Below are 24,672 nucleotides of genomic sequence, written 5' to 3'. Positions count from 1 at the left end.
CGGCCTCCCGCCCGATAGGGCGAGAGGCCGCTTGACCTGCTGTTTCTTCTGTGCCCCCGGCAGGATTCGAACCTGCGACACCCGCTTTAGGAGAGCGGTGCTCTATCCCCTGAGCTACGAAGGCGGGGTTCCAACGCTCGACAGTGTAGCGGGTGGCCCCGTCGTGCCACGGGCCCGAACCCCGGTCAGTACGTGAAGCGGTTCAGGTAGTCCGCGTTGGCGATCGGGGTGGCCGTCAGGTACTCGGCCGGGAGGTCGAAGGCGGCGGCGAGGGGGCCGAGGTGGGGGGCCAGGGTCGCCAGGGTGTGGTTGGTCGTGGTGTGGAGGGAGTCGACCTGGGCGGGGGTCAGGTGGCCCGCGGCGAGGAGGTCGCCGGTGTGGGGGCGCAGTTCGTGGAGGAGGAAGAGGCGGGCCAGGTCCTCCAGGAGGGGGCGGGCGCCGGTCGCGCGGTCCGCGGCGGCGAGGAACGCGTCGGCGGCGGCCACGCGGGCGTGCGCGCCGACCATCTCCAGGGCGGCGCCCGAGGTCTCGTTCCAGCGGCCGACCGGGTCGCCGGAGGGGCCGTTGCGCAGGGCGCTGCGGGCGCGGGTCTGCCAGATGCGTTCGACGCAGGCGTGCAGGTCGCGGAGGAAGGGGAGGTCGGTGAGGGAGCCTTCCGGGGCGGTCGCGGGGCCCGCTTCGTGGGCGAAGACCAGCTCGGAGGCGGCCTTCTGCCAGATGACCAGGTTGTCGCCCTCGGCGGTGATGCCGCCCTCGACGTTCAGCGGCAGGTCCGCCAGGCCGTTCTCGGGGAAGAGGCCCTGGGCGCCGCAGCGCTCGCGGCTCTCGATCGTGATGTCCCGGGCCTGCCAGGTGATCCAGCCCTTGGCGACGGCGACGATGCGTTCCGCCGCCTCGCGCTCCTCGCGGTCGGTGGGGTCGTGGGCGGCCCAGCCGTCGAGGACGGCGCGGTGCAGGAAGGTCATCGCGTACGCGGTGGCCAGCGCGTGCAGCAGGCGGCCGTGGTGGCTGCGGTGGGCGGTGAGGGGGATGCGCTCGCCGGCCCGGGGCGCGGCCACCTGGCGGTGCTGGGCGTAGCGGACGGCGATGGCGAGCGAGGCGCGGGCCATGCCCAGCGTGCCGGCGCTCATGCACAGCTTGCCGATGGTGACCCGGCCGACCGAGCGCAGGAACCGCTTGCGCCGGTTGCCGAGGTTGCTGCCGAACCGGCCGTCCTTGTCGAAGCGCCCGTGGGCCGCCTCCAGGAGCGCCTCGCGCGGGAGCCGGACGTGGTCGAAGGAGGTCAGGCAGTGGTCGACGGGGGTGCCGGTGCGGTCGGGCAGCCGGCGCACCCGTATGCCCGGGAGGTGTCCGTGCTCGTCGCTGAGCGGGGCCAGGAAGAGGAAGACGCCCTGGTCCTCGCCGTCCACCAGCAGCCGGGCGGCGACCAGGGCGCTCTTCGGGCCGCCGGTGAGGCTCGTGTTCGGCATGAACTTCTGCGCCCCGGGGTTCGGCGTGTGCAGCTCGAAGCCGCCCGTCTCCCGGTCCAGGACGGCCACCGTCTCCAGTGCGGCGACGTCGTTGCCGTGGGCGAGCTCGGTGCACAGGAACGTGCCGGTGCGCTCCATCGTGGTGTACGCGGTGAGGTCGCGCCGGTAGCCGTCGTGGTCGAGCAGGCTGCCGAGGAACAGGTTGTAGTGGACGCTGGCCAGCGTGCACAGGCCGCCGTCGACGAAGCCGGTCCACTCGTGGAGGGCGGCGAGCCGGTGCGCGTCGTAGCTGAGCACCTCGGCGCCGGTTCCGGCCACGGTGTCGTTCACCAGGCGCAGCCGCTCGTAGGAGAGGGCCGTGCGCTCGGCCGGGGTCAGGCCGGTGCGGTGGGTGAAGGCATCGCCCGAGACCAGTCGGCGCCACTCGGCGTGGATCCGCTCGCGGTCGTCCGTGTCGAAGAGGAGACGGGTCAGTTCGGCGGTCGCTGTGGCACTCTCGTCGAGGCTGTGCGCGGCGTCCGCGGGTTCAGGGGCTGCGGCGCCTTCTCTGAGCGGCGTCTCCGCGTGCTGGAGCATCGACTCGTCCCCCGAAGAGAGTGGACCCGGTAAGGATGGTGGTGGCCTGCCCGATAAAGATACGGATCCACCGGTTTTGTTTCAATATCCTTGTCAAACCGGTTGGATGGTTTTATTCTCGAAATGTGGACGTGTGAAGAATCCGGTCTCGCCCGGCCTCACCCTACTGCCGACGGGAGTTCGTGCGGACCGGTCGCCGACTCATCACTCCATGTGAGCCGTTGGAATACCAGCCTCTCGGCCTCCCCGGGCCGCGGGGTACGGAGGATGTAGTGGCACAACAAGAACGGGCCATCCGCACGCGCCAGAAGATCGTGCTCGCGGCGGCCGAACTGTTCGACGAGGTCGGCTACGAGGCGGCGACGATCTCCGAGGTCCTGAAGAAGTGCGGCGTGACCAAGGGCGCCCTGTACTTCCACTTCGCCTCCAAGGAAGAGCTCGCCCAGGAGGTGCTGGCCGGGCAGGTCGCCGCGCTCCCTCCCGTGCCCGAGCGCGAACTCCTGCTGCAGCAGCTCACGGACGAGGCGCTGGTCCTCGCCCATCTGCTGCACGTCGGCGACCCCATGGTGCGCGGCAGCGTGCGCCTCACCGTCGACCAGGGCTCGCCCCACGACGGCCTCGACCGCCGGGTCCCCATGCAGGGGTGGATCGACCACAACATGGACCTGCTCAGCCGTGCCAAGGAGGCCGGCGAGCTGCTCCCGCACGTGGACATCTCCTCCGCGGCCGCCCTGTTCACCGGCAGTTTCACCGGAGTCCAGGTGCTGTCCAAGATCATGACCGGGCACGGGGACATCGTGGAGCGGGAGGCGGACCTCATGCGGACGCTGCTGAGCGCCATCGCCGTCCCCGGCGTGCTCGTCCGCCTCGACTTCACACCCTCCCGCGCCGAGCAGTCGTACCAGGAGGCCGTACGGCTGCGCGACGCCGGCGCGGCCGTCACGGTCGCCGGCAGCTGACGGAACGGCCGGGGCGGCGAGCCCGCCCGGGCCCGGAGGGTCGAGGGGAGGGGAAGCGGGTGTTCTCCTCGGTTGCGTGTGCGGTGGGGGCGCGGAACACAAGGACGAACCGAATGGAGCGCACACACATGCACATCGACATGGACACGGACACGGGTGCGGACAGAGGCACGGGTGCCGGTACGGACCCGGGCGCGGGCAGCGGGGCCGGGACCGCCTCCTGCCCCTACTCCTCCCGGACCCCGCACGCCCTCGACGTCACCGGGCGCGACCTCGCGGGTGAGGCCGCCGCGCTCCGCGCGCAGGGGCCCGCCGTCCAGGTCGAACTGCCCGGCGGCGTACGAGCCTGGGCCGTCGTCGGCCAGGAGCAGGTCGAGCGGCTGCTGCTCGACCCCCGGGTCTCCAAGGACGCCCGCCGCCACTGGCCCGCCTTCGCCGAGGGCCGGATCACCCCCGAGTGGCCGCTCTACCCCTGGGTCGCCAACGAGAACATGCTCTTCTCGTACGGGGCCGAGCACGCCCGCCTGCGCCGTCTGGTCGCCGCCGCGTTCACCGCCCGCCGCACCGCCGCCCTCAAGCCGCGCATCGAGGAGATAGCGGCCTCGCTCCTCGACCCGCTCGCCGCCGCGCTCGACGCCGGCGGCACCGCCGAACTCCGCACCGCCTACGCCGAGTCGCTCCCGCTCCAGGTCATCTGCGAGCTCTTCGGCGTCGCCGAGGGCGCCGCCCGCGACGAACTCTGCGCGGCCCTCCGCACGGTGTTCAGCTCCAGCGTCTCCGCCGCCACCATGGAGGCGGCCCGCGGCACCGCCTTCCGGCAGCTCGCCGGGCTCGTCGCCGAACGGCGCCAGGCGCCCGGCGACGACCTCACGTCCTCCCTCATCGCCGCCCGCGACGGCGCCGACGCCCTCACCGAGAACGAACTCCTCGGCTCCCTCTTCCTGTTGATCGCCGCGGGCCAGGACACCACCGCCGCGCTCATCGTCAACGCGGCCGCCGCCCTGCTCGCCCACCCCGAGCAGCTCGGCCACGTCCGGGCCGGCCGCGCAGGCTGGGAGGACGTGGTCGCCGAGACCCTGCGCACGCACAGCCCCGCGGCCTACTCGCCGATGCGCTTCGCCGTCGAGGACATCGAGCTCGACGGGGTGAAGATCGCCCAGGGCGACCCGATCCTCGTCAACTTCGCCGCCGGAGGCCTGGATCCGAGCCGGTACGGGGCGGACGCCGACCGCTTCGACCTGCTCCGCACCGACCGGGACACGCTCGGTTTCGGACATGGTGTGCACCGCTGCCTCGGGGCCCCGCTCGCGGTCCTGGAGGCGTCCGTCGCGCTCTCCGCGCTCTTCGACCGCTTCCCCCGCCTGGAACTGGGCTGCTCGGCGACCGCGTTGGCCCCGATGCCGACCTTCCTGCTCAACGGGTACGGGGCGTTGCCCGTGCGCCTGGGCGCCTAGCGGGTCCTGGCCGGTCCTGAACGGGGCGGCCGCGGTCTCTTTTCCCGGCATCGAAAACCGCAGGGCCGGTTTGTTAAAGTGCTGAGAAGATGACACGTGTTGGCACGCCCTCGACCGAGCGGCGGTAGCGACGGAGGCCCCTTGGCCAAGCAGGAGCGGGCGATTCGTACCCGCAACGCGCTCATCGAGTCGGCCGCCGCGCTCTTCGACCGGGACGGCTTCGAGGTCGCCTCGCTGGCGACCATCAGCGCCCGCGCCGGGGTCAGCAGCGGGGCGCTGCACTTCCACTTCCAGAGCAAGGCGGCCCTCGCCGACGCGGTCGTCGGCGCGGCGGGGGAGCGGCTCGTCCGGATCACCCGCGACCGGGAGGCCCTGCCGCTCCAGGTCGTCATCGACGCCAGCCACGAACTGGTGCAGGGGCTGCGGGCGGACTCCGTGCTGCGCGCGGGCTTCGACCTGAGCGCGGGCTCCGAACGGCGCCCGCGCGCGGCCCAGGACCTGCGGCGGTTCTGGCGCGACTGGGTCGAGTCGACCGTGACGCGCGCCGAACGCGAGGGCCAGCTCGCCCCGGACGTGGCGGCGCGCGACGTCGCCGCGGCGGTGGTGGCGGTGGCCGCAGGGCACGAGGTGCTCGGGCACCAGGACCCGTGCTGGCTGGAGCGGGCGCCGCTCACCCGCTTCTGGTCCTTCCTGCTGCCCCGCGTGGTCGGCGACACCCGCGTGGGCCTCTTCGTCGCCTCGGGGGACCCGGCGGCGGAGCCGGTGGCGGGGTAGGAGCCGGCCCGCGGGCGGCGCCGGGCGGGGTGGCACCCGGCCGGTCGGCGCCGGGAGGGGAGGCCCGGGCCGCCGACGGGACGGCCCGGTGCGGCGGCCCGGTGCGGCGGACCGGCCGCGCTTGACGCCCGCGAGAGCCGGGCATAGCGTCGGCGGCCGGTGGGCTGAGCAAGCGCTTAGGAGGACACGTCGTGGTCGAGCCGCGCAGGGACCCGTACACCGGCACGGGCGCGGACCCGCGGACGGAACTGCTCACCGCCCCCGGCGCCCCCTTCGCCGTCGAGGACGGCGTGTACGTCGGCGGCCCCCGGACCCTGCGGGAGTTCGTGGAGGCCACCTGGGCCTACGGAGACCGCCCCTTCCTCGTCGCCGAGGACCGGACGATCGGCTACCGGGAGTTCTTCGACGCCGCCTGCGGACTCGCCCGCCGCCTCCTCGGCGTCCACGGCCTGCGCCCCGGCGACCGCGCCGTCGTCGCGATGCGCAACCACCCCGAGTGGCAGATCGCCTTCTGGGCCGCGCAGCTCGCCGGGCTCGTCGCCGTACCGCTCAACGCCTGGTGGACCGAGGACGAGTTCACGTACGCCCTCGACGACTGCACGCCCCGCGTCCTGCTCGTCGACGGCGAGCGGGTCCCGCGCGTCGCCGCCTGGGCCCGAGCCCGCTCCGTACCCGGCGTCGTCTTCCACCCCGGGTCGCGGCCGGAGCCGGAGGGCGACCTGCCCGCGGGCTTCGAGGCGTACGTCCCCGACCTCGACCCCTTCCTCGGGCCCCCGGTCGTCGACGTGCTGCCCGAGCAGGACGCCACCGTCATCTACACCTCCGGCACCACCGGCCGCCCCAAGGGAGCCGTCGCCACCCACCTCGCCCAGGCCGGGGCGGCGATGAACCCGCGGTACCACGCGGCCGCCTCCGCGCTCCGCCGCGGCGAGACGCCCGGGGCCGGTGCCGTACCGGTCTCGCTCACCACCTTCCCCTTCTTCCACGTCGCCGCGTTCACCTCCTTCTACTCGGTGATGGCGGCCGGCGGCACGCTCGTCCTGATGCGCAAGTGGGACGCGGACCGGGCCCTGGAGCTGATCCGCGCCCACCGCGTCACCCACTACGCGGGCGTCCCGACCACCGCCCTCCAGCTCCTCGACGCCGCCCGGCGCGCCGGGGACCCGCTGGAGACGCTCACCATGCTCAACACCGGGGGAGCGGCGGCGCCGCCCGGGATCGTCGCGCGGATCGCCGCCCGGTACGGCGACCGCATCGAGCCCCGCAACGGCTACGGGCTCACCGAGACCTGCGGCGGCGTGCTCGCCAACTTCGGTGCCGAGTACCGGGCCCACCCCGAGAGCGTCGGGCGGCCCGCCCCCGCCACCGAGGTGCGCGTCGACCGGCCGGACGCCGAGGGCGTCGGCGAGCTGTGGCTGCGCGGCCAGTCGCTGGTCCGCGGCTACTGGGGCGACGAGGAGGCCACCCGGGCCGCCTTCACCCCCGAGGGCTGGTTCCGCACCGGCGACCTGGCGCACGTCCGGGACGGGCGGGTCACCGTCGTCGACCGGATCAAGGACCTGGTGATCCGGGGCGGCGAGAACGTGTACTGCGTCGAGGTCGAGGGCGTCCTCCACGCCCACCCGGACGTCGTCGAGGCCGCCGTCGTCGGCGTCCCGCACCCCTCCCTCGGCGAGGAGGTCGCCGCCGTCGTCCGGCTCCGCGCGGGCGCGACGCCGGACCCCGAGGGGCTGCGGGCCCACGTCGGCGGGCGCCTCGCGGCGTTCAAGGTGCCGGCGCACGTCCTCGTACGGGAGGCGGAGCTGCCCCGCAACGAGACGGGCAAGGTGCTGAAGCGGCGGCTGCGGGACGAGGTCCGGGAAGGGCTGGGCGGGCAGGCGTAGCCGCGGGCCGTCGTCCCGGCGCCCGTCGTCCCGGCGCCCGGCGCCCGGCGCCCCTCAGTTCCGGGACACCCGCACCCGGTACCCGCCCGTCGTCTCGTCCTCCGTCACCACGCTGATCCGGATGCCGTTCGCCCGGTCGGCGAAGCTCTCGCCCGGGAGGTACGGGGCGTCCGAGAGTTCCGCGTGGACGTTGGGGCGCCGGGTGCAGCCGCCGCTGCTGTGCTCGCTGTCGGTGACGGTGACCGGTCCGCGTCCGGTGTCCACGTCGGTGTCGACGCGGTAGATCAGGACGCCCGGCTGGCAGACGGCCTCGTCGTTGCCCTCGCGGGTGCGGACCTCGACCGCGTACCCGGCCTTGTCGGAGAGCGGGACGAAGATCAGCTTGCGGCCGCCGGTGGTGGCCAGCGGGGTCAGCTCGAACTCGATGTCGCCCGTGCGCGAGGCGCAGCCGACCTGGTCGTTGTCGAGCCAGCCCAGCTTCCATTTGTGCCAGCCGAGCAGGTCGTTGTTGGCCCCCCAGTCCTCGGACATGATGTCCCAGTGCCCGACGGTGCCGCCCCCGTCGACGGTGTAGAGGTCGGGCAGGCCGAAGACGTGCCCGTTCTCGTGCGGCAGGACCCGGTAGCCGGTCTCGGCGTACGTCCCCGAGCCGTCGTCCTGCCGGCTGTAGACGAAGGACGTGTTGGCGAGCGGGACGCCGTCCGCGTAGGGGGCGTCGTCGTTCCCGGAGAAGGTGACGGACAGCACCGTGTCGAGGGCCGAGGGGCCGGCATTGGGCGTGACCAGCACGTTGACCAGGTCGTACGCGCTGAAGTCCACCTTCGGGTCGGCGGCCTTGATGATGTCCTCGACCAGTCCGCGGTAGCCCGGTTCGTACGGTGAGCCGCGCTCGACGCCGTACGAGGAGAAGGGCCGGGGCATCCGTAGCCAGTCGGGTATCGGGGCCTCGGGCTGGTAGACCAGGCGCCCGTACGAGCTGGTGCGGAACCAGTCGGCGGTCTGCGGGAAGAACTCGCGGTAGCGGCTCATGGCGGTGCCCTCGCCGGGGGCGTCCGGGAAGTCGACCATCAGGTTGAGGGCCCTGATCCGTCCCGTGGACCGCGCGTACCCGGGGGAGGTGGGCAGGCCCTCCGACATCTGCACGCCCATCGTCGTGGCGATCCGGCACGGGCCGAGCGGCGCTTCCCCGGGGCCCGCGGCGATCGGTCCCGCGGAGGCGGGGGCCGGGCCGGGCAGGGTCGTGCTGGCCGATGCCAGGGCGGCGAGCGCGAGCGCGCCGGCCGCGGCCAGGCCGATGGGTCTGCGTATGCGTCGGCGGGGCTCCTGCATGCGGTCGCCTCTCTGATCTGCGCCGATCAGGTCGGCACCGTGGGATCAGCCTGGATCGGGGGTCAGGGGCGCGCGCGTCGGGTGGCCCGACCGGGGTACGGAGGAAGGCTCCGCGGACCCGGCTTTTCGATGTGTCCCAGGTCACAGTCGAAGCGGGAAATAACCGGGGACCAAGTCCCCGTTTAAGCCTGTGTTCGACGAAGTGGGGACTTGCTCCCCGGATACGGGAAGTTCTGGAGGCAGCGCAGTGAGCAGGAGCAGCAGCACCGCCGACGCGGCACCCGTCCGCCGCGTGCCCCGCCCCCGGGCGGACGCGCTGCGCAACCGCGAGCGGATCGTGACGGCGGCGCGGGAGATGTTCGTCGAGTTCGGTGCCCAGGTGCCGCTCGACGAGATCGCGCGCCGCGCGGGCGTCGGCAACGCGACGCTCTACCGCAACTTCCCCGAGCGGGGCGACCTCGTGCGCGAGGTCGTCAACTCCCTCATGGCCCGCGTCACCGAGCGGGCCCTGGAGGCCGCCGAGCAGGAGGACGACACCTTCGCCGCCCTGCGCCGGTTCACCCATGCCGCAGCCGACGAGCGGATCGGCGCCCTGTGCCCGATGCTCGACGGCGACTTCGACAAGGACCACCCCGACCTGCACGCCGAGCGCGAGCGGCTGGAAGAGGCCGTGCAGGGCCTCGTCGACCGGGCGCAGGCGGCCGGCCGGCTCCGTGCCGACGTGGGCGTCGGGGACCTGATGGTCGCCGTCTCCCAGCTCACCCGGCCGCTGCCCGGGACGGGCTGCCTGAACATGGACCGCTTCGTCCACCGCCATCTCCAGGTGTTCCTGGACGGTCTGGAGGCGCCCGCGCGCTCCGAACTGCCCGGTTCCGCCGCCACCCTCGAGGACCTGAGGAGCGAAGCCGGCTGTTCCTCGTGACCGTGTGACCTCATGCCCTCATGACCTCAGACCTCGTGACCTCATGACCTCGTGACCTCATGAGTCCGTGACGCCCGAGCCCGCCCTCGGTCGTGCCACGACTCCCCTTACGCCCTGACAGAAGTCCCTTTTCCACCAGTACGCGCCAAGAGGTGGCTACCCCCATGTCCAAAACCCCCGCATCCCCTCCTCCGGCCCAGGCCGACCCGAGTCGCTGGAAGGCGCTCGTCTTCATCGCCCTGGCCCAGCTGATGGTCGTGCTCGACGCGACGATCGTGAACATCGCACTGCCCTCCGCCCAGCAGGATCTGGGGATCTCCGACGGCAACCGGCAGTGGGTCATCACCGCCTACGCCCTCGCCTTCGGCGGTCTGCTCCTGTTCGGCGGACGCGTCGCCGACCTGTGGGGCCGCAAGCGCACCTTCGTGGTCGGCCTGATCGGCTTCGCCGCGGCCTCCGCCCTGGGCGGCGCCGCCACCGGCGAGGCGACGATGCTCGGCGCCCGCGCGCTGCAGGGCGCGTTCGGCGCGCTGCTCGCCCCGGCCGCCCTCTCCCTCCTCGCGGTGATGTTCACCGACGCCAAGGAGCGCGCCAAGGCCTTCGGCATCTACGGTGCGATCGCCGGTGGCGGTGGCGCCGTGGGCCTGATCCTCGGCGGTTTCCTCACCGAGTACCTGAACTGGCGCTGGACCTTCTTCGTCAACATCCCGTTCGCGATCGTCGCCGCCCTGGGCGCGTACTTCGTGATCCGCGAGCCGGCCGGCGGCCGCAACCGCTCGCCGCTCGACATCCCGGGCGTGGTCCTGTCCACCCTCGGCCTGGTCTCCCTGGTGTACGGCTTCACGCGCGCCGAGTCCGACGGCTGGAGCGACCCCACCACCATCGGCCTGTTCGTCGGCGCGGTCGTCCTCCTCGCCGCCTTCGCGCTCGTCGAGTCGCGGGTGAAGTCGCCGCTGCTGCCGCTGCGCGTGGTGACCGACCGCAACCGCGGCGGTGTCTACCTGTCGCTGGGTCTCGCGGTCATCGCGATGTTCGGTCTGTTCCTGTTCCTGACCTACTACCTGCAGGTCGTGAAGGGGTACTCGCCGGTCAAGACGGGCTTCGCCTTCCTGCCGATGATCGCGGGCATGATCACCGGATCCACCCAGATCGGCACGCGGCTGATGACCCGGGTCCCGCCGCGCTTCCTGATGGGCCCCGGCTTCCTGACCGCCGGCGTCGGCATGCTGCTGCTCACGCAGCTGGAGATCGGCTCGTCGTACGCCGGTCTGATCCTGCCGGCGCAGCTGCTGCTGGGCCTCGGCATGGGCACGGCGTTCATGCCGGCGATGTCCCTGGCCACGCACGGGGTCGACCCCCGCGACGCCGGTGTGGCCTCCGCGATGGTCAACACCTCGCAGCAGGTCGGCGGCGCCATCGGCACGGCCCTGCTGAACACGATCGCCGCCTCGGCGACGACCGCGTACCTGGTCGACCACGCGGCCGGCGCGACCACTCCGGCGGCGCAGAAGCTGCTCCAGCTCCAGGGCATGGTCGAGGGCTACTCGGCCGCGATCTGGTGGGCGGTCGGCATCCTGGTCGCCTCGGCCACGATCGCGCTGACCCTGATCAACACCGGCAAGCCGGGCACGGGCGCGGTCGCCGCCTCGGGCTCCGGTGCGGGCGCCGAGGACGAGGTGAAGATCCCGGTCATCGCCCACTGACCCGCGGTCGCCACCCCGCGCGTCACCCGCCTGCCCTGGCTCCCGTTCAGCGGAGCCAGGGCAGGTCCGCGTTCGGGTCCGCCGGTTCCAGGCCCTCGGCCATCGTGCGCATGATGGCGCCGAGCTGCTCGACCTGCTCCGGGGTGAGCCGGTCGAAGAGCGCCTGCCGTACGGCGGTGACGTGGCCGGGCGCGGTCCTGCGCAGCACCTCGTACCCCTCGTCCGTCAGGGCGGCGAACTGGCCGCGCTTGTCGGAGGGGCACTCCTCGCGCGTCACCCACCCGTTCTTCTCCAGCCGCGCGACGGCGTGCGAGAGCCGGGAGCGGGTGATCTTCACGTCCTTGGCCAGCTCCGTCATGCGCATCCGGCGGCGGGGTGCCTGGGAGAGCTGGACGAGCAGCCCGTAGTACGTGTGCGGCATCCCTGCGTCGCGCTGGAGCTGGCGGTCGAGGTGGTCCTCCAGCAGGGTGGTGGCATGGAGGTAGGCGCGCCAGACGCGCTGTTCCTCGTCGCTGAGCCAGCGGGGTTCGGTCACGGTCATGGCATCCATCGTACGACCCATTCTTGAAAGTTGAACTATATCGATCTACCCTGGCGTCGACAGTGAGCTTGAAAGTTCAAGGATCAGCTCGAAGAAACGACCCCGAAAGGCGGACGCCATGGCTGACACCGACGTCACCGACGCCCCCGACGTCACGCTGGAGCGGATGCCCGCCCTCTACCTGTCGCACGGCGCCCCGCCGCTCGCCGACGACCCGGTCTGGCCCGGCGAGCTCGCCGCCTGGTCCGCGGCGCTGCCCCGCCCCACGGCGATCCTCATGGTCTCCGCCCACTGGGAGGAGGCCCCGCTCGCCCTCGGCGCGACCGAGACCGTCCCGCTCGTCTACGACTTCTGGGGCTTCCCCGAGCACTACTACCGGGTCCGGTACGCGGCCCCGGGCGCCCCCGCGCTCGCCGAGTCCGTCCGCAAGCTGCTGCGCGCCCCCGGCACACCCGTGCAGGACATGCCCGACCGGGGACTCGACCACGGTGCGTACGTGCCGCTCGTCGAGATGTACCCCGGTGCCGACATCCCGGTGCTCCAGATCTCCATGCCCACCCTCGACCCGCGCCGGCTCATGGAGATCGGGCGCAGGCTCGCCCCGCTGCGCGACGAGGGCGTGCTGATCGTCGGCAGCGGCTTCTTCACCCACAACCTGGCCGCCCTGCGCCACACCGGCCCCGGCGTGCCCGGCTGGTCCGCCGAGTTCGACGCCTGGGGGCACGAGGCCCTCGCCGCGCACGACGTCGACGCCCTGCTCGACTTCGAGGCGAAGTCCCCCGCGGGCCGGCTCGCCCACCCGCGCACCGAGCACTTCGCCCCGCTCTTCGTGGCGATGGGCGCGGCGGACGCCGTCGGCGACCTGGACCGGGAGCGGAGCGCCATCGACGGCTTCTGGATGGGACTCGCGAAGCGATCGGTCCAGTTCGGCTGAGCAACCCGGAGCGCCAGTTCGGCTGAGCAACCCGGAGCGGGCGGGCGTCGTCTTCAGGGGTGAGGGCGGAGCCGAGGGGGTCCCCGCACGGAGTGTGACGGCGGTCTCACGTGCGCGGCGTTCCCATGGTCGCGCCGGAGCTGCCGGATCGGCTTCCACAGCGGCCTGACCTGCGTGTCCGTGGGTTCCGTCGGGCTGCCCTCCTCGTCGGCGGCGGCGCAGGATACTGCATGATCGCGAAAATCCATGTGCCCGGTGGGAATTCTGTCCTGATTCCAGTCGTTGTTTCCGTCGGATGCAGGGCACCCGAAAGGGTGTCGCGACCTACTCAGCAAGGGAGCACGCATGGCAACCCGTGCCGTCGCCCGTCGTCAGTCCTCCGCCGCGAGCGGAAGCAGCCGGGCAAGCAGCGTTCGCAGCGTGGGCGGGGAGATCGCCGACCGCGACCTGGTCGGCATGTACCTCGACGAGATCGCGCGCACGCCCCTGCTCGACGCCGCCAAGGAGGTCGAGCTCTCCCAGACCATCGAGGCGGGCGTGTACGCCCAGCAGATCCTCGACGCCGAGGTGGAGAGCGAGGCGGGCGGCGCGACCCGCGAGGAGCTCGAGGCGCTGGTCGCCGAGGGCGAGCGTGCCAAGGACCTGTTCATCAAGTCGAACCTGCGACTCGTCGTCGCCGTGGCCCGGCGCTACCCGCGCAGCGGGCTGCCGCTGCTCGACCTGATCCAGGAGGGGAACGCGGGCCTGGTGCGCGCGGTCGAGAAGTTCGACTACGCCAAGGGCTTCAAGTTCTCGACGTACGCGACGTGGTGGATCCGCCAGGCCATCACGCGGTCCATAGCCGACCAGTCCCGCACCATCCGGCTCCCCGTCCACCTGGTCGAGGAGCTCGGGCGGATCCGCCGCGTCCAGCGCGAGTTCAACCGCGAGCACGGCCGCGAGCCGGAGCCCGCCGAGATCGCGGCCGAGCTGGACTCGACCCCCGCGCGGGTCACCGACGTCCTGGACTGGGCGCGCGACCCGGTCTCGCTCAACATGTCGGTGGACGACGAGGGCGAGACGCAGTTCGGCGACCTCCTCGAGGACACCTCGGCGATCTCGCCGGAGCAGTCGGTGCTCACCCTGCTGCGCAGCGAGGAGCTCGACGACCTCATCGACAAGCTGGACAACCGCACCGCCTCGATCATCCGGATGCGCTACGGCATCGAGGACGGGCGCGAGCGGACCCTGACGGAGGTCGGCAAGCAGCACGGCCTGACCCGCGAGCGCATCCGCCAGATCGAGAAGCACGCGCTGCTGGAGCTGAAGAAGATGGCCCGCGACACGGGCTTCGACGCGGTGGCCTAGGGCGGCGTGCCCGACGGCCGGCGCGACCGGCGGCGGGTCCGGACCCCTGGGGTCCGGACCCGCCGCCGTCCCGTGCGTCAGCGCTCCGGGACCGCCGCCGCCAGCCGCGTCGACAGGTCCGCCACGTAGGTGCGCAGCGACTCCGGCCCGTGGATGGTGAAGGGTGCGTCGACCAGGGCCAGGCGCACGGCCAGCCACTCGGTCGAGTCGGTCGTACGGGTGCGCAGGCGGCAGCTCGTCTCGCCGGTCGCCGTCGGCGCCAGATGGGACGGGAGGCGGCCGGTGACGAAGTCGGCCGGGGCCTCGAAGCTGACGTCCAGGTCGAGCTCGGGCTGGGCCCGGGCCATCGACCGGGCCATGTAGGCGGCGGCGTCCTCCGCCGGGAGCTCGCGCGGGGTGAAGCGGGCGCCCGTCGGGAACGGCTCGCTGACCCGGTCGACCCGGAAGGTGCGCCAGTCCTCGCGCCCCAGGTCGTACGCGACGAGGTACCACCGCCGCCCCGTCGACACCAGCCGGTACGGCTCGACGAGCCGCTTCGACTCGGTGCCGTCGCCCGCCCGGTAGCCGAAGCGCAGGCGTTCCTGCCCCGTCACCGCGCCCGCGAGTGCCGTGAGGGTGGAGGGGGCGACCGTCGCGCCGTCCCCGCGGGTCAGCGGGATCGTCGCGTTCTGGAGGGTGGAGACCCGGTGCCGCAGCCGGGACGGCAGCACCTGCTCCAGCTTGGCCAGGGCCCGTACGGAGGCCTCCTCGACGCCCTCGATGGCGTGGCCCGCCCCGGCCCGCAGGCCGACCGCGATGGCCACCGCCTCCTCGTCGTCGAGGAGCAGCGGCGGCATCGCCGTACCGGCGACCAGGCGGTAGCCGCCCACCGCGCCCTTGCTGGCCTCGACGGGATAGCCGAGGTCCCGCAGTCGGTCGATGTCCCGTCGGATCGTGCGCGCGGAGACCGCGAGCCGCTCGGCGAGCTCGCTGCCGGGCCACTCGCGCGGGGTCTGGAGGAGCGACAGCAGATTCAGGAGTCGTGCCGGAGTGTCCGTCATGTGTTCCAGGATGCGGCGCATCTAGGACATGGACTGACCTATTTCACTCTTATCTTTCTCGTATGAGTGCACACGACGCCGTCACGGAAGCGGCCCCCACCGACAAGAGGCGCTGGATCGCCCTCGCCATCGTCATGACCGCCGCCTTCATGGACCTGGTCGACGCCACGATCGTGAACATCGCGATCCCCAGCATCGAGCGGGACCTCGGCGCCTCCTTCGGCGCGATCCAGTGGATCACCGCCGGATACGCGCTCGCCTTCGCCGCGGGCCTGATCACCGGCGGCCGGCTGGGCGACATCTACGGCCGCAAGCGCCTCTTCCTGGTCGGCACCGCGGGCTTCACGATCGCCTCGGCCCTGTGCGGCATCGCCGCCAACCAGGAGATGCTGGTCGGCTCCCGCCTGCTCCAGGGCGCCGCGGCGGCCATGATGGTGCCGCAGGTCCTCTCGATCGTGCACGTCACCTTCCCGGCGCACGAGCGCGGCAAGGTCTTCGGCATGTTCGGCGCGATCATCGGCCTGGGCGCGGTCTCCGGCCCGCTCCTCGGCGCGCTGCTCACCCAGTGGAACATCGCGGGCCTCGAGTGGCGCCCGATCTTCCTCATCAACCTGCCGGTCGGCGTCGCCGCGATCATCCTGGGCCGCCGCTTCATCACCGAGTCCAAGGCCCCGAAGGCGCTCCGCCTCGACCTGGTCGGCATGATCCTGGTGACCGGCGCGCTGCTCATGCTGATCTACCCGCTGACCCGCGGCCGTGAGCTGGGCTGGCCGCTGTGGGGCCACCTGATGATGGCCGGCAGCCTCGTCGTCTTCGCCGCCCTCGTCGCGTACGAGAAGTACAAGACGAAGAAGGACGGCTCGCCGCTCGTCGAGCTGTCGCTGTTCAAGGTGAAGAGCTTCGCGGCGGGCATCGCGGTGCAGCTCACCTTCGGTGTCGTGATGGGCATCTTCTTCCTGGTCTGGACGCTCTACATGCAGATCGGCCTCGGCTGGACCCCGCTCCACGCGGGTCTGACCGGTGTGCCGTTCTCGATCGCGGTCTCCATGGCGGCGGGCCTGTCGGTGCAGCAGCTGGTGCCGCGCTTCGGCCGCAAGGTGCTCCAGGCGGGCGCCCTGACCATGGCCGCGGGCATCCTGCTCTACCTCTTCGAGGCGGGCCGGTACGGCGCCGGGATCCACTCCTGGCAGATGATCCCGCCGCTGGTCGTGATGGGCCTCGGCATGGGCCTGATCGTCGCCCCGCTGACGGACGCGGTCCTCTCGGAGGTGCCGCGCGAGCACGCCGGTTCGGCCTCGGGCCTGATCAACACGACCGGTCAGATGGGCAACGCGCTGGGCCTCGGCCTGGTGTCGGTGGTGTTCTTCGGGACGATCGACGACGAGCGGCTGGCCCGCTTCCCGGCGGAGACGGGGGCGGCGTTCACCGACGCGTTCCAGAACTCGCTGGGCTGGGCGGCGGCCGTGCTGGGCGTCATCTTCCTGGTCATGTTCGCGCTCCCGGCCAAGCCGAAGCAGCACCTGGAGGGCGGCGACGACAGCGAAGAGCCGACCGCCCGGACCGAGGTCACGGTGGAGAAGGAGGCGGCGCTCGTCTCCTGAGCGCGTCAGGCGAGTCGGTAGCCGACGGGCGGCAGTCGGCCGAGCGACGGTGGAGAGAGGGGCCCTGCGGGGCCCCTCTCTGGGCGCGGACCAGGAGAAGGCGCGGGGTCACCGCACCCGGGAGCGGGACTCCATCGCTCCGCGGGCCGCGCGCTCGTCCTCGTACACCTCGCACATGTGGCGCCCGTCGGGGGTCGCCGTGTGCTCGACCTCCCAGAGGCTGACCTCGCTGCCGTCGAGGAGCAGGAACTGGTGCTCGTAGAGGGTGAAGCCGGCGTCCCGGCCGCCCTCCACAGCGCACTGGCGCCCGAAGGCCTGCGTGATGTGGTGCGCGAACGCGAGCCGCAGCCGCCGGGCGGTCGGCTCGCCGGGCCGGTCGGCGTTCTCCGCGCGCCGGAGCACCCGGCGGGCGTGGTCCGCGGAGTTGTCCGGCACGTACATCCTGGGCTGGGCGGGTATGGGGCGCGCGAGGAGCGCGCTCAGCACCTCCAGGTCGTCGTCCTCGTCGGCCGCCGCACCGTCCGGGCGCTCCACGCTCCAGCCGAGCGAGGGGCCGGCCGGCAGGCGCGAGGCGGCGAGCCGGGCCTCGGACTCCTCCACGTACAGCTCGTGCTGCTCGGTGCCGTCGCGGCCGGAGTTGTGCACCAGCTCCCAGAGGGTCAGGGCGGTGCCGTCGGCGAGCAGGTAGGCGTGGCGGTAGGTCGTGCGGTGCAGTGAGGCGCTGTGGTGCGAGGAGTGCAGCGTGCTGGAGTGGGCGAGCGCGGACGCCAGGCGCTCGACCGTGGAGTCGGGCAGGTCGAAGGAGTTGAGCGCCCGGCCGAGGAGCCGCTCAACCTGGGTGTCGGTCGTCTCGTACGGATCGTGCGAAAGATCCTGCGGATCGTGCGGATCGTTCAAGGGGGTCTCCAGGCCGTCGCCGCATGTCACTTGATGCTTGCTAAACGTAGTCCCTGGGTCTGACATCGTGTCCGGCGTTCGGGAAAACGAACGGGGGCGCGTATGGAGTTCCCGCGCCCCCGCGCGCGTTCGTCAACTCCCTTTGGTATACCGGGAGTCGCTTCGGGGGGCTAGTCGTCGTACGTGTCGCCGTAGAGCTCACGGTAGGCGGGGTGGTCCCCGCCCGGTCCCGTCACGCCCGTGTCCGGCGCGAGAACCGCCTGGACAATGGCCCTGGTGACCGTGTCGGCGCCCGCCGCGAGGATCTCGTTGAGGGCGAGCGGGCCCGCCTCGGAGGGCAGTTCGCGCTCCCCGGTCGCGAGGGCGAAGACCGTGTCGCCGTCGTTGAGAAGATGCACCGGACGGACGGCGCGCGCGATGCCGTCGTGCGCCGTCCCCGCCAGCTTCTGCGCCTGCGCGCGGGTCAGCGCCGCGTCCGTGCCGACCACCGCGAGCGTCGTGTTCATGGGCGGCGCCGCCGACTTCGCCCGGGCCTCGGCCAGCCGGCGCCGCGCCGCCTCGTGCACGGCCGGGTCGGGCCGGCCGGGCCACCCGCCGGCGAAGTACCGCCCGTACGGCACGCCCGTCTCCGGGTCGACCGCCGAGCCGACCGCGTTCACGACCACGAGCACCCCGACCGTGATCCCCGAGGGCAGCACGGTGCTCGCCGTCCCCACCCCGCCCTTGAGCCCGCCGACCACGGCCCCCGTGCCCGCGCCCACCGTGCCCGTCGCCACCGGCGCGTACGGCCCGGCCGCGGCCGCGTCCTCCACCGCCGCCCGGCCGGTCGACGCGTCGGGGCGGGCCGCGAAGTCGCCGCCCCTGCCGAGGTCGAAGAGGCAGGCGGCGGGGACCACCGGCACCACGTGCGCCGGGTCGGGCCCGACCCGCACCCCGCGCCGCCGCTCCTCCAGCCAGGCCATCACCCCGCCCGCGGCGTCGAGCCCGTAGGCGCTGCCGCCGGTCAGGACGACGGCGTCGATCCGCTGGACCAGGTTCCGGGGGTCCAGCGCGTCCGTCTCCCGGGTGCCCGGCCCCCCTCCGCGCACGTCCACGGCGGCCACGGCCCCGCCCTCCGGGGCGAGGACGACGGTGGTCCCGGAGAGCGCCCGGGCCCCGGGGACCCGCGCGTGGCCGACCCGCAGGCCGCCCACGTCGGTGAGTGCGTCGTGCCGATGCAGTGTCATGTCACCTGCGTACCACGCGGGTCAGCGCTTGGGCCCGAGGTACGTGCCGCCGGATGCGTCGATCACGGTGCCGGTGATCCAGCGGCCGTCGGCGGAGGCGAGGAAGGCGACCGGGTCGGCGACGTCCTCGGGCTGACCGACCCACGGGAGCGCCTGCCCGCCGATCAGCATCCCCTCCAGCTGCGGCATGGCCGCCATCGCGGCGGTCAGGCCGGCGGTCTGCGTGGGCCCCGGGGCGACCGTGTTGACGGTGATCCGGCGGGCGCCGACGACGTTGGCGAGGGTGCGGGTGAAGGTCTCCATCGCGCCCTTGGTCATCGCGTACGCCAGCTCGTCGGAGAGCGAGATGCGGGTGACGGCGGAACCGATGTTGACGATCGCGCCGCCGTCGCGCAGCACCGGGAGCAGCTGCTGCACCAGGAAGAAGGGGGCCCGCACGTTGACCGCGAAGACCCGGTCGAACTCCTCGGGCGTCTCGTCGTGGAGGTGCCCGCCGGAGGCGGTGACGGCCGCGTTGTTGACGAGCACGTCGAGCCCGGCGTCCCCGGCATGCGCGACGAACCCGGCCCGCACCCCCTCGACCAGGGCCCGTACCCCCTCGTACGACCCGAGCTCGGCCCCGACCGCGAACGCCCGCCCGCCCTCCCCGCTGATCAGCTCGACGGTCTCCTGAGCGGCGACCGCGTCGGACCCGTAGTGCACGGCGACGACCATCCCGTCCCGGGCGAGCCGCCGGGCGATGGCCCGCCCGATCCCCCGGGAGGCCCCGGTGACGAGAGCCGTACGGGGGAAGGCGGTGGGGTCGGTGTGCAGGGTGCTCCGCATGAGGGCGGCCTCTCCTCGGAGGGTGGGTGCCGGGCGATCGCCTCGACAGGAAGGAGAGTGGCCGGGGACGCTGACCGACCGCGCACCGATCGCTGACGGGGGCTGACGGGGGCTGGCGAGGCGTTGGGCGGGAGGCGAGCGGGGGCGCGGGACGGCCGGGGCGCAGACGGCGGGAGTCCCGCGCGGCGGGGCCGCGTGGCCGGGGCGGGCGGGCCGTGGGAGCCCTGCTCGGCAGGCGGGCGCCGGTCAGGCGGGCTGCGGCAGCCCCGCCCGGCGGGCCGTCTCCGTCGCGCGGGCGCGGTCGGCGGCGGCTGCCTCCGGCTCGCCCGCGGTCTCGTGGCGGACGGCGCGGCGCAGCAGCAGGTCGACGACGTCCTCGGCGACCCCCAGCGACTCGAAGAGCGCCAGCGCCTCGGCGAGGAGGGGCAGCGGCTCGTCGGAGAGCGCGGCGAGTCCCTCCAGCGCGGTGGCCGTACCCCACCGCTCCCCGAGCGCCCGGAACCCCTCCAGCGCCTCCGCCAGGCACGTGCGGGCCGCCTCCTCCTCGCCGCGGCCGAGCGCCAGATGCCCGCGCCCGACCTGGTCCAGGGCGCGCGACCAGGCGTCGTCGGGGACCGGGAGCCGGGCCTCGGGCCCGACGGACGTCGCCCACAGGAAGGCGGTGAACGGCTGCCGCAGCGGCTCGTCGCGATGGGTGAGGAGCCCGCGGGCCCGCTCGACGCGTCGCTCGTCCCGCAGGCGGGAGGCGAGGACGCAGAGGGCGTACTCCTCGCCGAGGCCGTCGTCGTGGAGGAAGCCGTCGCCGCCCTCCGCCTCCACCCGTTCAAGCAGCTCCGCCGCCAGCCCGGACACCTGGCCGCGCAGGCCGCGCAGCCACCAGTACGGGGTCAGCGCGGCCACCAGGCGGAGGCCGTCCGCCGGGGTCGCGCGGCGCAGGGCCGCCCGCAGGTCGGCGTCCTCCGCGTCGAGGCGGGCCAGCCAGTCCAGCTGGGCGGCGCCGCGCAGTTCGGGGTCGGCCGTCCGGGCGAGGCCCAGGTAGTACGCGGTGTGGGAGGCGGGCGCGGGGTCGTCGGCGGGCAGCCGGTCCGCCGCGTAGGCGCGGACGGTCTCCAGCATCCGGTAGCGCCCGCCGCCGGCGCTCCCGTCGGGAACCCGCTCCACCAGGGACTTCTCGGTCAGCGAGGCCAGCACGTCCTCGGCGTCCGCCCGCTCCACCCCGCACACCCGGGCCGCCGCCTCGGCGGTCGCCCCGCCCCGGAAGACCGCGAGGCGCGCGGCGAGCGTCCGTTCCTCCTCGGTCAGGAGGGACCAGCTCCACTCCACCACCGCGGCGAGTGTCCGGTGCCGTTCCGGTGCCGTCCGGTCGCCCCGCGAGAGCAGCCGGAACCGGTCGCCGAGCCGGTCGGCCAGCTCGTCCACCGTCAGCGTGCGCAGCCGTGCCGCCGCCAGTTCGACGGCCAGCGGCAGCCCGTCCAGAGCGGCGCACACCTCCGCCACCCGCGGATGCCCCGTGAACCCCGGCAGGGCCGCCGCCCCGCGCCGTACGAACAGCTCCTCGGCCGCGAGGGGCGCGAGCGCGCCCAGCGGCAACAGGGACTCGCCCGTGATGCCCAGGGCCTCGCGGCTGGTGGCGAGCGCCCGCAGCGACGGGCAGGCCGCCAGCAACTCCCGTACGAGCGGCGCCGTCTCGGCGATGACGTGCTCGCAGTTGTCGACGACGAGGAGCACCGGCCGGTCCGCGAGGGACTGCGCGAGCCGGTCCGGTGCGGCCGTGTCCCGTACGCCGAGCGCCCGGGCGAAGGCCCCCGCGGCCTCGCCCCGGCCGACCGCGCCCAGGTCGACGAAGACGGCCTCGCCCCCGGCACGGCCCGCCGCCTCCAGCGCGAGCCGGGTCTTGCCCGCACCGCCCGGACCGACCAGGGTCACGAGCCGGACGGCGGCCGCCGCCAGCAGGGCACCCAGCCGCTCCCGTTCGGCCTCGCGCCCCACGAACTCCGTGAGCGGCGCGGGCAGACGCGCGGGGCGTACGGATGCGCGCAGGGGGTCGCGTGCGGGCTCTCGTACAGGTCGTCCCGGTGCGGGTCCCCGTACGGCGTCCCGCACGCCTTCCCCCACGGCTCCGCGCGCAGGCTCGCGTGCGGCTTCCCGTACCGGCTCTCGTACCGGCTCTCCCACCGGCCCCCGTGCCGCGTCTCGCACGGCAGCACCGGCCGGCCCCTCCCCGCGCAGCACCGCCAGGTGCGCCGCCGCCAGTTCGGGCGACGGATCCGCCCCCAACTCCTCCGCGAGCGCCCCGCGCACCTCCTCGTACGCGGCGAGCGCCTCCGCCTGCCGTCCCGCGCCGGCGAGCGCCCGTATCTGGAGCGCGCGCAGCCGCTCGCGGAGGGGGTGCGCGGCGGCGGCCTCGGCCAGTTCCCGTACGAGCGGGGCGGGATCCTCGCCGGAGGCGAGCCGCGCCTCCGCGCAGGCCTCCAGGGCGTCGAGCCGCAGCGCTTCGAGCCGGGCCGCCTGCCCGTCGGCGTACGGGAACTCCCGTACGTCCGCGAGGGCGGGCCCCTGCCACAGCCCGAGCGCCTCCCGCAGCAGCCGCGCCGCCCGTACGGGATCCCCGGCGGCCCCGGCCAGCGCGCCCTCCCGGGCGAGGTGCTCGAAGCGGAGGGCGTCCACGTCCTCGGGGCCGGTGCCGGTCAGCCGGTACCCGGCGGGGGAGTGCTCCACGGACACGCCCTCCGGCAGGACCCGGCGCAGCCGCGAGACCTGCGACTGGAGGGCGTTCGCTGCGCCGGCCGGGGGCTCCGTCCCGTACACGCCGTCGACGAGCCGACCGGTGGTGACGGTTCGCCCCGCGTCGAGCAGGAGCAGCGCCAGCAGCGCGCGGACGCGGGGGCCACCGGGGGCGGGCGCGCCGGAGACGGTGAGCGGGCCGAGCAGCCGGAAGATCATGGGGGCATTGTGGCTCAGGCGGTGTCGCGGGTGGCCGGGTTGGTCGCGGTCAGGGTCACCCCCACCGCGACCGTGGCCGCGGCGACCAGGCCGGCCGCGAGGACCGCCCAGTGCCCGGCGAACGTGCACATGAGGATGGCGAGTGCGGAGCCCGGGAGGACGGCCTGCTGGGCGATGCCGACCTTGAAGTAGCGGGCGTGCAGGAGCCATACGCACAGGAGGAAGACGGCCGTGGGGATGGTGACGGCGGAGGAGGCGGCGAGGGTGGAGATGTGCGCCTCGCCGACGGCCTGCTCGACGGCGATCTCCAGGCCGGCGCCGATCGCTGCGGCCGAGGTGAAGATCAGGAAGTGCCCGTAGCCCCACAGGAAGCCCTGCCGGTTGGAGGCGAGCCGGTCGTGGGCGGGGACGACGAAGTAGACCCACCAGGCGGCGAAGACGATGAGGAGCCCGCCGGCGGCGATGGGCAGCAGCTCGCGCAGGGCGTCGTTCTCGGTGATGCCCGACTTCACGGCGACCGTCGCGGCGGCGATCGACTCGCCGAGCACGATGATCGTGAACAGGCCGTAGCGCTCGGCGATGTGGTGCGGGTGCCACTGGGTCGTGACGTCCTTCTCCGCGAACACGGGGACGGCCATCTCGGCCAGCGCCATCACCAGGAACACCCAGGGCCGCACGTCCTCGGGCACGATCAGCAGCGCGGCCCACCCGACCTGGCAGGCGACGACCCCGCCCGCGTACCGCCGGCACATCGTCCGCTCGGCCGGATCGGTGGCGTGGTGCGCGGCGCGCAGCCACTGGGACGAGAGCGCGAGCCGCATGACGACGTAGCCGATGTAGACGACGAGGAAGTCGTGGTCCTCGAAGGCCCGGGAGACCCCGGCGGCCAGGATGAGGACGCCGGCGATCTGGACGAGGGTGACGACCCGGTAGAGGGCGTCGTCGTTGTCGTAGGCGGAGGCGAACCAGGTGAAGTTCATCCACGCCCACCAGATGGCCCAGAAGACCATCGTGTAGTTGATGACCCCGGTTCCGGCGTGCCCTTCGGCGACGGCATGCACGAGTTCGGCACCGGCTTGGGCGACGGCGACGACGAAACACAGGTCGAAGAAGAGCTCCAGGGGTGTGGAGGCGCGGTGCGTCTCCTCACGGGAACGGGCGGTGAGCGGCAGGAACGGTTGTGTCATGCCCCAAAGGACAGCAGACGAGGGGCGGGGGAGCGCGATTCCGGGGTGCGCGGGGACGGACGTGTCCGGGGGGCGGGCACGTCCGTCCCCGCGTGCGCCCCGTACCGCTCCGCCACCGCTCCCGCGACCCGCGGGTGGTCGGCGAGCGGTGCCGAGACCGCCCACGCGTCGGGGAGGGCCGCGAGGGCCTGGGCGAAGCGTCCGGGAGCCAGCAGGTGCGCGGCGACCGCGATCCGCCGGAAGCCACGGGCGTGGAGCGCGTCGACGGCCTCCGCGACCGGCGGGGCGGCCGGGCCCATCGCCGAGCAGTACGCGGCGACCACGGGGACGGGGAGCAGGTGCTCCAGGTGGTCCAGGGCCGCGAGGGTGCCGTCGTTGCCGCCCGGCCGGGACGAACCGGCACCGGCGACGACGACCGCGTCGGCCGGTCCGCCGGCCGCCCGCTCGGCGGCGCGCAGGCGGTCGTACAGCGCGAGGCCGACGCCCGGTTCGCCGCTCAGGCCGCGGGTGACGGTGCAGTCGAAGTGCCGGGCGACGGAGGGGATGTCGACGGTGCGGTGGTAGCCGTCGCCGAGCAGCAGCGGGACGACGACGGCGCCCGGCCGGTCGGCGAGTACGTACGGGAGCGAGGGCTTCTGGTGGTCGAGGTGCGCGACGGCGACGGGCGCGCCGGTGAGCCGCTCGACGGCGTCGGCGAGCCGGGCGACGGTCTCCCCGGCCTCGGGCACGGCGCTGCCGTGCACGGCGAGTACGAGATCCCGCATGACTGCCTCCGCGATCGCGCCGCACCGGGGGCCGCGTTCCGTCGCGGCGTTCCGGGGCGGCTCAGCCCTTGCCCTCTGTTCCGGGTCCCCCGTTCCTGCCGTTCCCGCCTCCACGAGGGACCGGAAGCCTGAGGAGCCGCGCCCCGTCCCCGTCCCCGTCCCCGTCCCCGACCCCGTCCCCGTCCCGTCCCCGTCCCGTCCCCGTCCGGGGCCGCGCCGCCGGTGTCGTTCGGCGTCGCGGCCCCCTCACCGCTCACGCTATGCCCGCGCCCCCGCCTCCCGGCCCCGCCGCAGGTCC

19 protein-coding genes and 1 tRNA gene are annotated in these 24,672 nt (G+C 73.7%); 9 read left to right on the top strand and 11 right to left on the bottom strand.

Annotated elements, in window-relative coordinates; translation table 11 throughout:
* Nucleotides 1–51: 51 nt before the first annotated feature.
* Nucleotides 52–124, bottom strand: a tRNA-Arg gene (locus tag OG309_RS15480).
* A gap of 61 nt (nucleotides 125–185) precedes the next feature.
* Nucleotides 186–2,045: an acyl-CoA dehydrogenase family protein gene (locus OG309_RS15475; RefSeq protein ID WP_329421373.1), complete on the bottom strand. Its 1,860-nt coding sequence runs from the start codon at nucleotides 2,043–2,045 to the stop codon at nucleotides 186–188.
* A 272-nt stretch (nucleotides 2,046–2,317) separates the two neighbouring features.
* Between OG309_RS15475 and OG309_RS15470 the strand changes: the two genes are divergently transcribed.
* The 4 genes from OG309_RS15470 (at nucleotide 2,318) to OG309_RS15455 (ending at nucleotide 7,115) form a co-directional block, all read left to right on the top strand.
* On the top strand, nucleotides 2,318–3,004 hold the full coding sequence (locus OG309_RS15470) for a ScbR family autoregulator-binding transcription factor (RefSeq protein ID WP_329421371.1): 687 nt from the start codon (nucleotides 2,318–2,320) through the stop codon (nucleotides 3,002–3,004).
* Nucleotides 3,005–3,117: 113 nt separating this feature from the next.
* A complete protein-coding gene (locus OG309_RS15465) occupies nucleotides 3,118–4,458 on the top strand; it encodes a cytochrome P450 family protein (protein ID WP_329421369.1) in 1,341 nt (446 codons plus the stop codon).
* 141 nt (nucleotides 4,459–4,599) lie between these two features.
* On the top strand, nucleotides 4,600–5,232 hold the full coding sequence (locus OG309_RS15460) for a ScbR family autoregulator-binding transcription factor (RefSeq protein WP_329421367.1): 633 nt from the start codon (nucleotides 4,600–4,602) through the stop codon (nucleotides 5,230–5,232).
* Between the two features lie 191 nt (nucleotides 5,233–5,423).
* Nucleotides 5,424–7,115: a class I adenylate-forming enzyme family protein gene (locus tag OG309_RS15455; protein WP_329421366.1), complete on the top strand. Its 1,692-nt coding sequence runs from the start codon at nucleotides 5,424–5,426 to the stop codon at nucleotides 7,113–7,115.
* A 54-nt stretch (nucleotides 7,116–7,169) separates the two neighbouring features.
* Here OG309_RS15455 and OG309_RS15450 read toward each other — a convergent pair whose 3' ends face one another.
* Complete coding sequence (locus OG309_RS15450; RefSeq protein ID WP_329421365.1) at nucleotides 7,170–8,444, bottom strand: M6 family metalloprotease domain-containing protein; 1,275 nt, start codon at nucleotides 8,442–8,444, stop codon at nucleotides 7,170–7,172.
* Between the two features lie 247 nt (nucleotides 8,445–8,691).
* On the opposite strand from OG309_RS15450, the gene OG309_RS15445 reads away from it, so the two are divergent.
* Together OG309_RS15445 and OG309_RS15440 are read left to right on the top strand one after the other, a co-directional pair.
* Complete coding sequence (locus OG309_RS15445) at nucleotides 8,692–9,366, top strand: TetR/AcrR family transcriptional regulator (protein WP_329421363.1); 675 nt, start codon at nucleotides 8,692–8,694, stop codon at nucleotides 9,364–9,366.
* A 164-nt stretch (nucleotides 9,367–9,530) separates the two neighbouring features.
* Nucleotides 9,531–11,069: an MFS transporter gene (locus OG309_RS15440; protein ID WP_329421359.1), complete on the top strand. Its 1,539-nt coding sequence runs from the start codon at nucleotides 9,531–9,533 to the stop codon at nucleotides 11,067–11,069.
* A 46-nt stretch (nucleotides 11,070–11,115) separates the two neighbouring features.
* On the opposite strand, the gene OG309_RS15435 is transcribed toward OG309_RS15440, so the two are convergent.
* Nucleotides 11,116–11,610, bottom strand: coding sequence for a MarR family winged helix-turn-helix transcriptional regulator (locus OG309_RS15435; RefSeq protein WP_402545944.1), 495 nt, complete (start codon nucleotides 11,608–11,610; stop codon nucleotides 11,116–11,118).
* A gap of 118 nt (nucleotides 11,611–11,728) precedes the next feature.
* Here OG309_RS15435 and OG309_RS15430 point away from each other — a divergent pair, with 118 nt between their 5' ends.
* Nucleotides 11,729–12,544 (top strand): dioxygenase family protein, encoded by an 816-nt coding sequence (locus OG309_RS15430; RefSeq protein ID WP_329421354.1) that lies wholly within the window; start codon nucleotides 11,729–11,731, stop codon nucleotides 12,542–12,544.
* A 345-nt stretch (nucleotides 12,545–12,889) separates the two neighbouring features.
* On the top strand, nucleotides 12,890–13,891 hold the full coding sequence (locus OG309_RS15425; RefSeq protein ID WP_329421352.1) for a sigma-70 family RNA polymerase sigma factor: 1,002 nt from the start codon (nucleotides 12,890–12,892) through the stop codon (nucleotides 13,889–13,891).
* A gap of 77 nt (nucleotides 13,892–13,968) precedes the next feature.
* Here the strand turns inward: OG309_RS15425 and OG309_RS15420 are convergent, their stop codons facing one another.
* Nucleotides 13,969–14,931: a helix-turn-helix transcriptional regulator gene (locus OG309_RS15420; protein WP_329421351.1), complete on the bottom strand. Its 963-nt coding sequence runs from the start codon at nucleotides 14,929–14,931 to the stop codon at nucleotides 13,969–13,971.
* A 62-nt stretch (nucleotides 14,932–14,993) separates the two neighbouring features.
* On the opposite strand from OG309_RS15420, the gene OG309_RS15415 reads away from it, so the two are divergent.
* A complete protein-coding gene (locus tag OG309_RS15415; protein ID WP_329421349.1) occupies nucleotides 14,994–16,532 on the top strand; it encodes an MFS transporter in 1,539 nt (512 codons plus the stop codon).
* A gap of 108 nt (nucleotides 16,533–16,640) precedes the next feature.
* On the opposite strand, the gene OG309_RS15410 is transcribed toward OG309_RS15415, so the two are convergent.
* The 6 genes from OG309_RS15410 to OG309_RS15385 all read right to left on the bottom strand — a co-directional run bounded on the left by OG309_RS15410 (nucleotide 16,641) and on the right by OG309_RS15385 (nucleotide 24,374).
* The gene (locus OG309_RS15410; RefSeq protein WP_402545942.1) at nucleotides 16,641–17,429 is read right to left on the bottom strand and encodes a DUF6227 family protein; all 789 of its coding nucleotides are present in this window, start codon (nucleotides 17,427–17,429) and stop codon (nucleotides 16,641–16,643) included.
* A 170-nt stretch (nucleotides 17,430–17,599) separates the two neighbouring features.
* Complete coding sequence (locus OG309_RS15405) at nucleotides 17,600–18,655, bottom strand: P1 family peptidase (RefSeq protein ID WP_329421345.1); 1,056 nt, start codon at nucleotides 18,653–18,655, stop codon at nucleotides 17,600–17,602.
* Nucleotides 18,656–18,676: 21 nt separating this feature from the next.
* Nucleotides 18,677–19,480, bottom strand: coding sequence for an SDR family oxidoreductase (locus OG309_RS15400; protein ID WP_329421343.1), 804 nt, complete (start codon nucleotides 19,478–19,480; stop codon nucleotides 18,677–18,679).
* Nucleotides 19,481–19,726: 246 nt separating this feature from the next.
* Entirely contained in the window at nucleotides 19,727–22,423 is a 2,697-nt protein-coding gene (locus OG309_RS15395) for an AfsR/SARP family transcriptional regulator (RefSeq protein ID WP_329421341.1), read from the bottom strand.
* 14 nt (nucleotides 22,424–22,437) lie between these two features.
* On the bottom strand, nucleotides 22,438–23,610 hold the full coding sequence (locus tag OG309_RS15390; RefSeq protein WP_329421339.1) for a low temperature requirement protein A: 1,173 nt from the start codon (nucleotides 23,608–23,610) through the stop codon (nucleotides 22,438–22,440).
* The gene (locus OG309_RS15385; protein ID WP_329421337.1) at nucleotides 23,607–24,374 is read right to left on the bottom strand and encodes a sirohydrochlorin chelatase; all 768 of its coding nucleotides are present in this window, start codon (nucleotides 24,372–24,374) and stop codon (nucleotides 23,607–23,609) included. Before OG309_RS15385 ends, OG309_RS15390 begins: the two co-directional genes overlap by 4 nt.
* Nucleotides 24,375–24,672 lie beyond the last annotated feature (298 nt).

The organism is Streptomyces sp. NBC_01268 (genome assembly GCF_036240795.1).
Classification (GTDB): Bacteria; Actinomycetota; Actinomycetes; order Streptomycetales; family Streptomycetaceae; genus Streptomyces.
The sequence above is the reverse complement of the archived record's forward strand: the minus strand, read 5'-3'. Positions and strand labels throughout refer to the sequence as shown.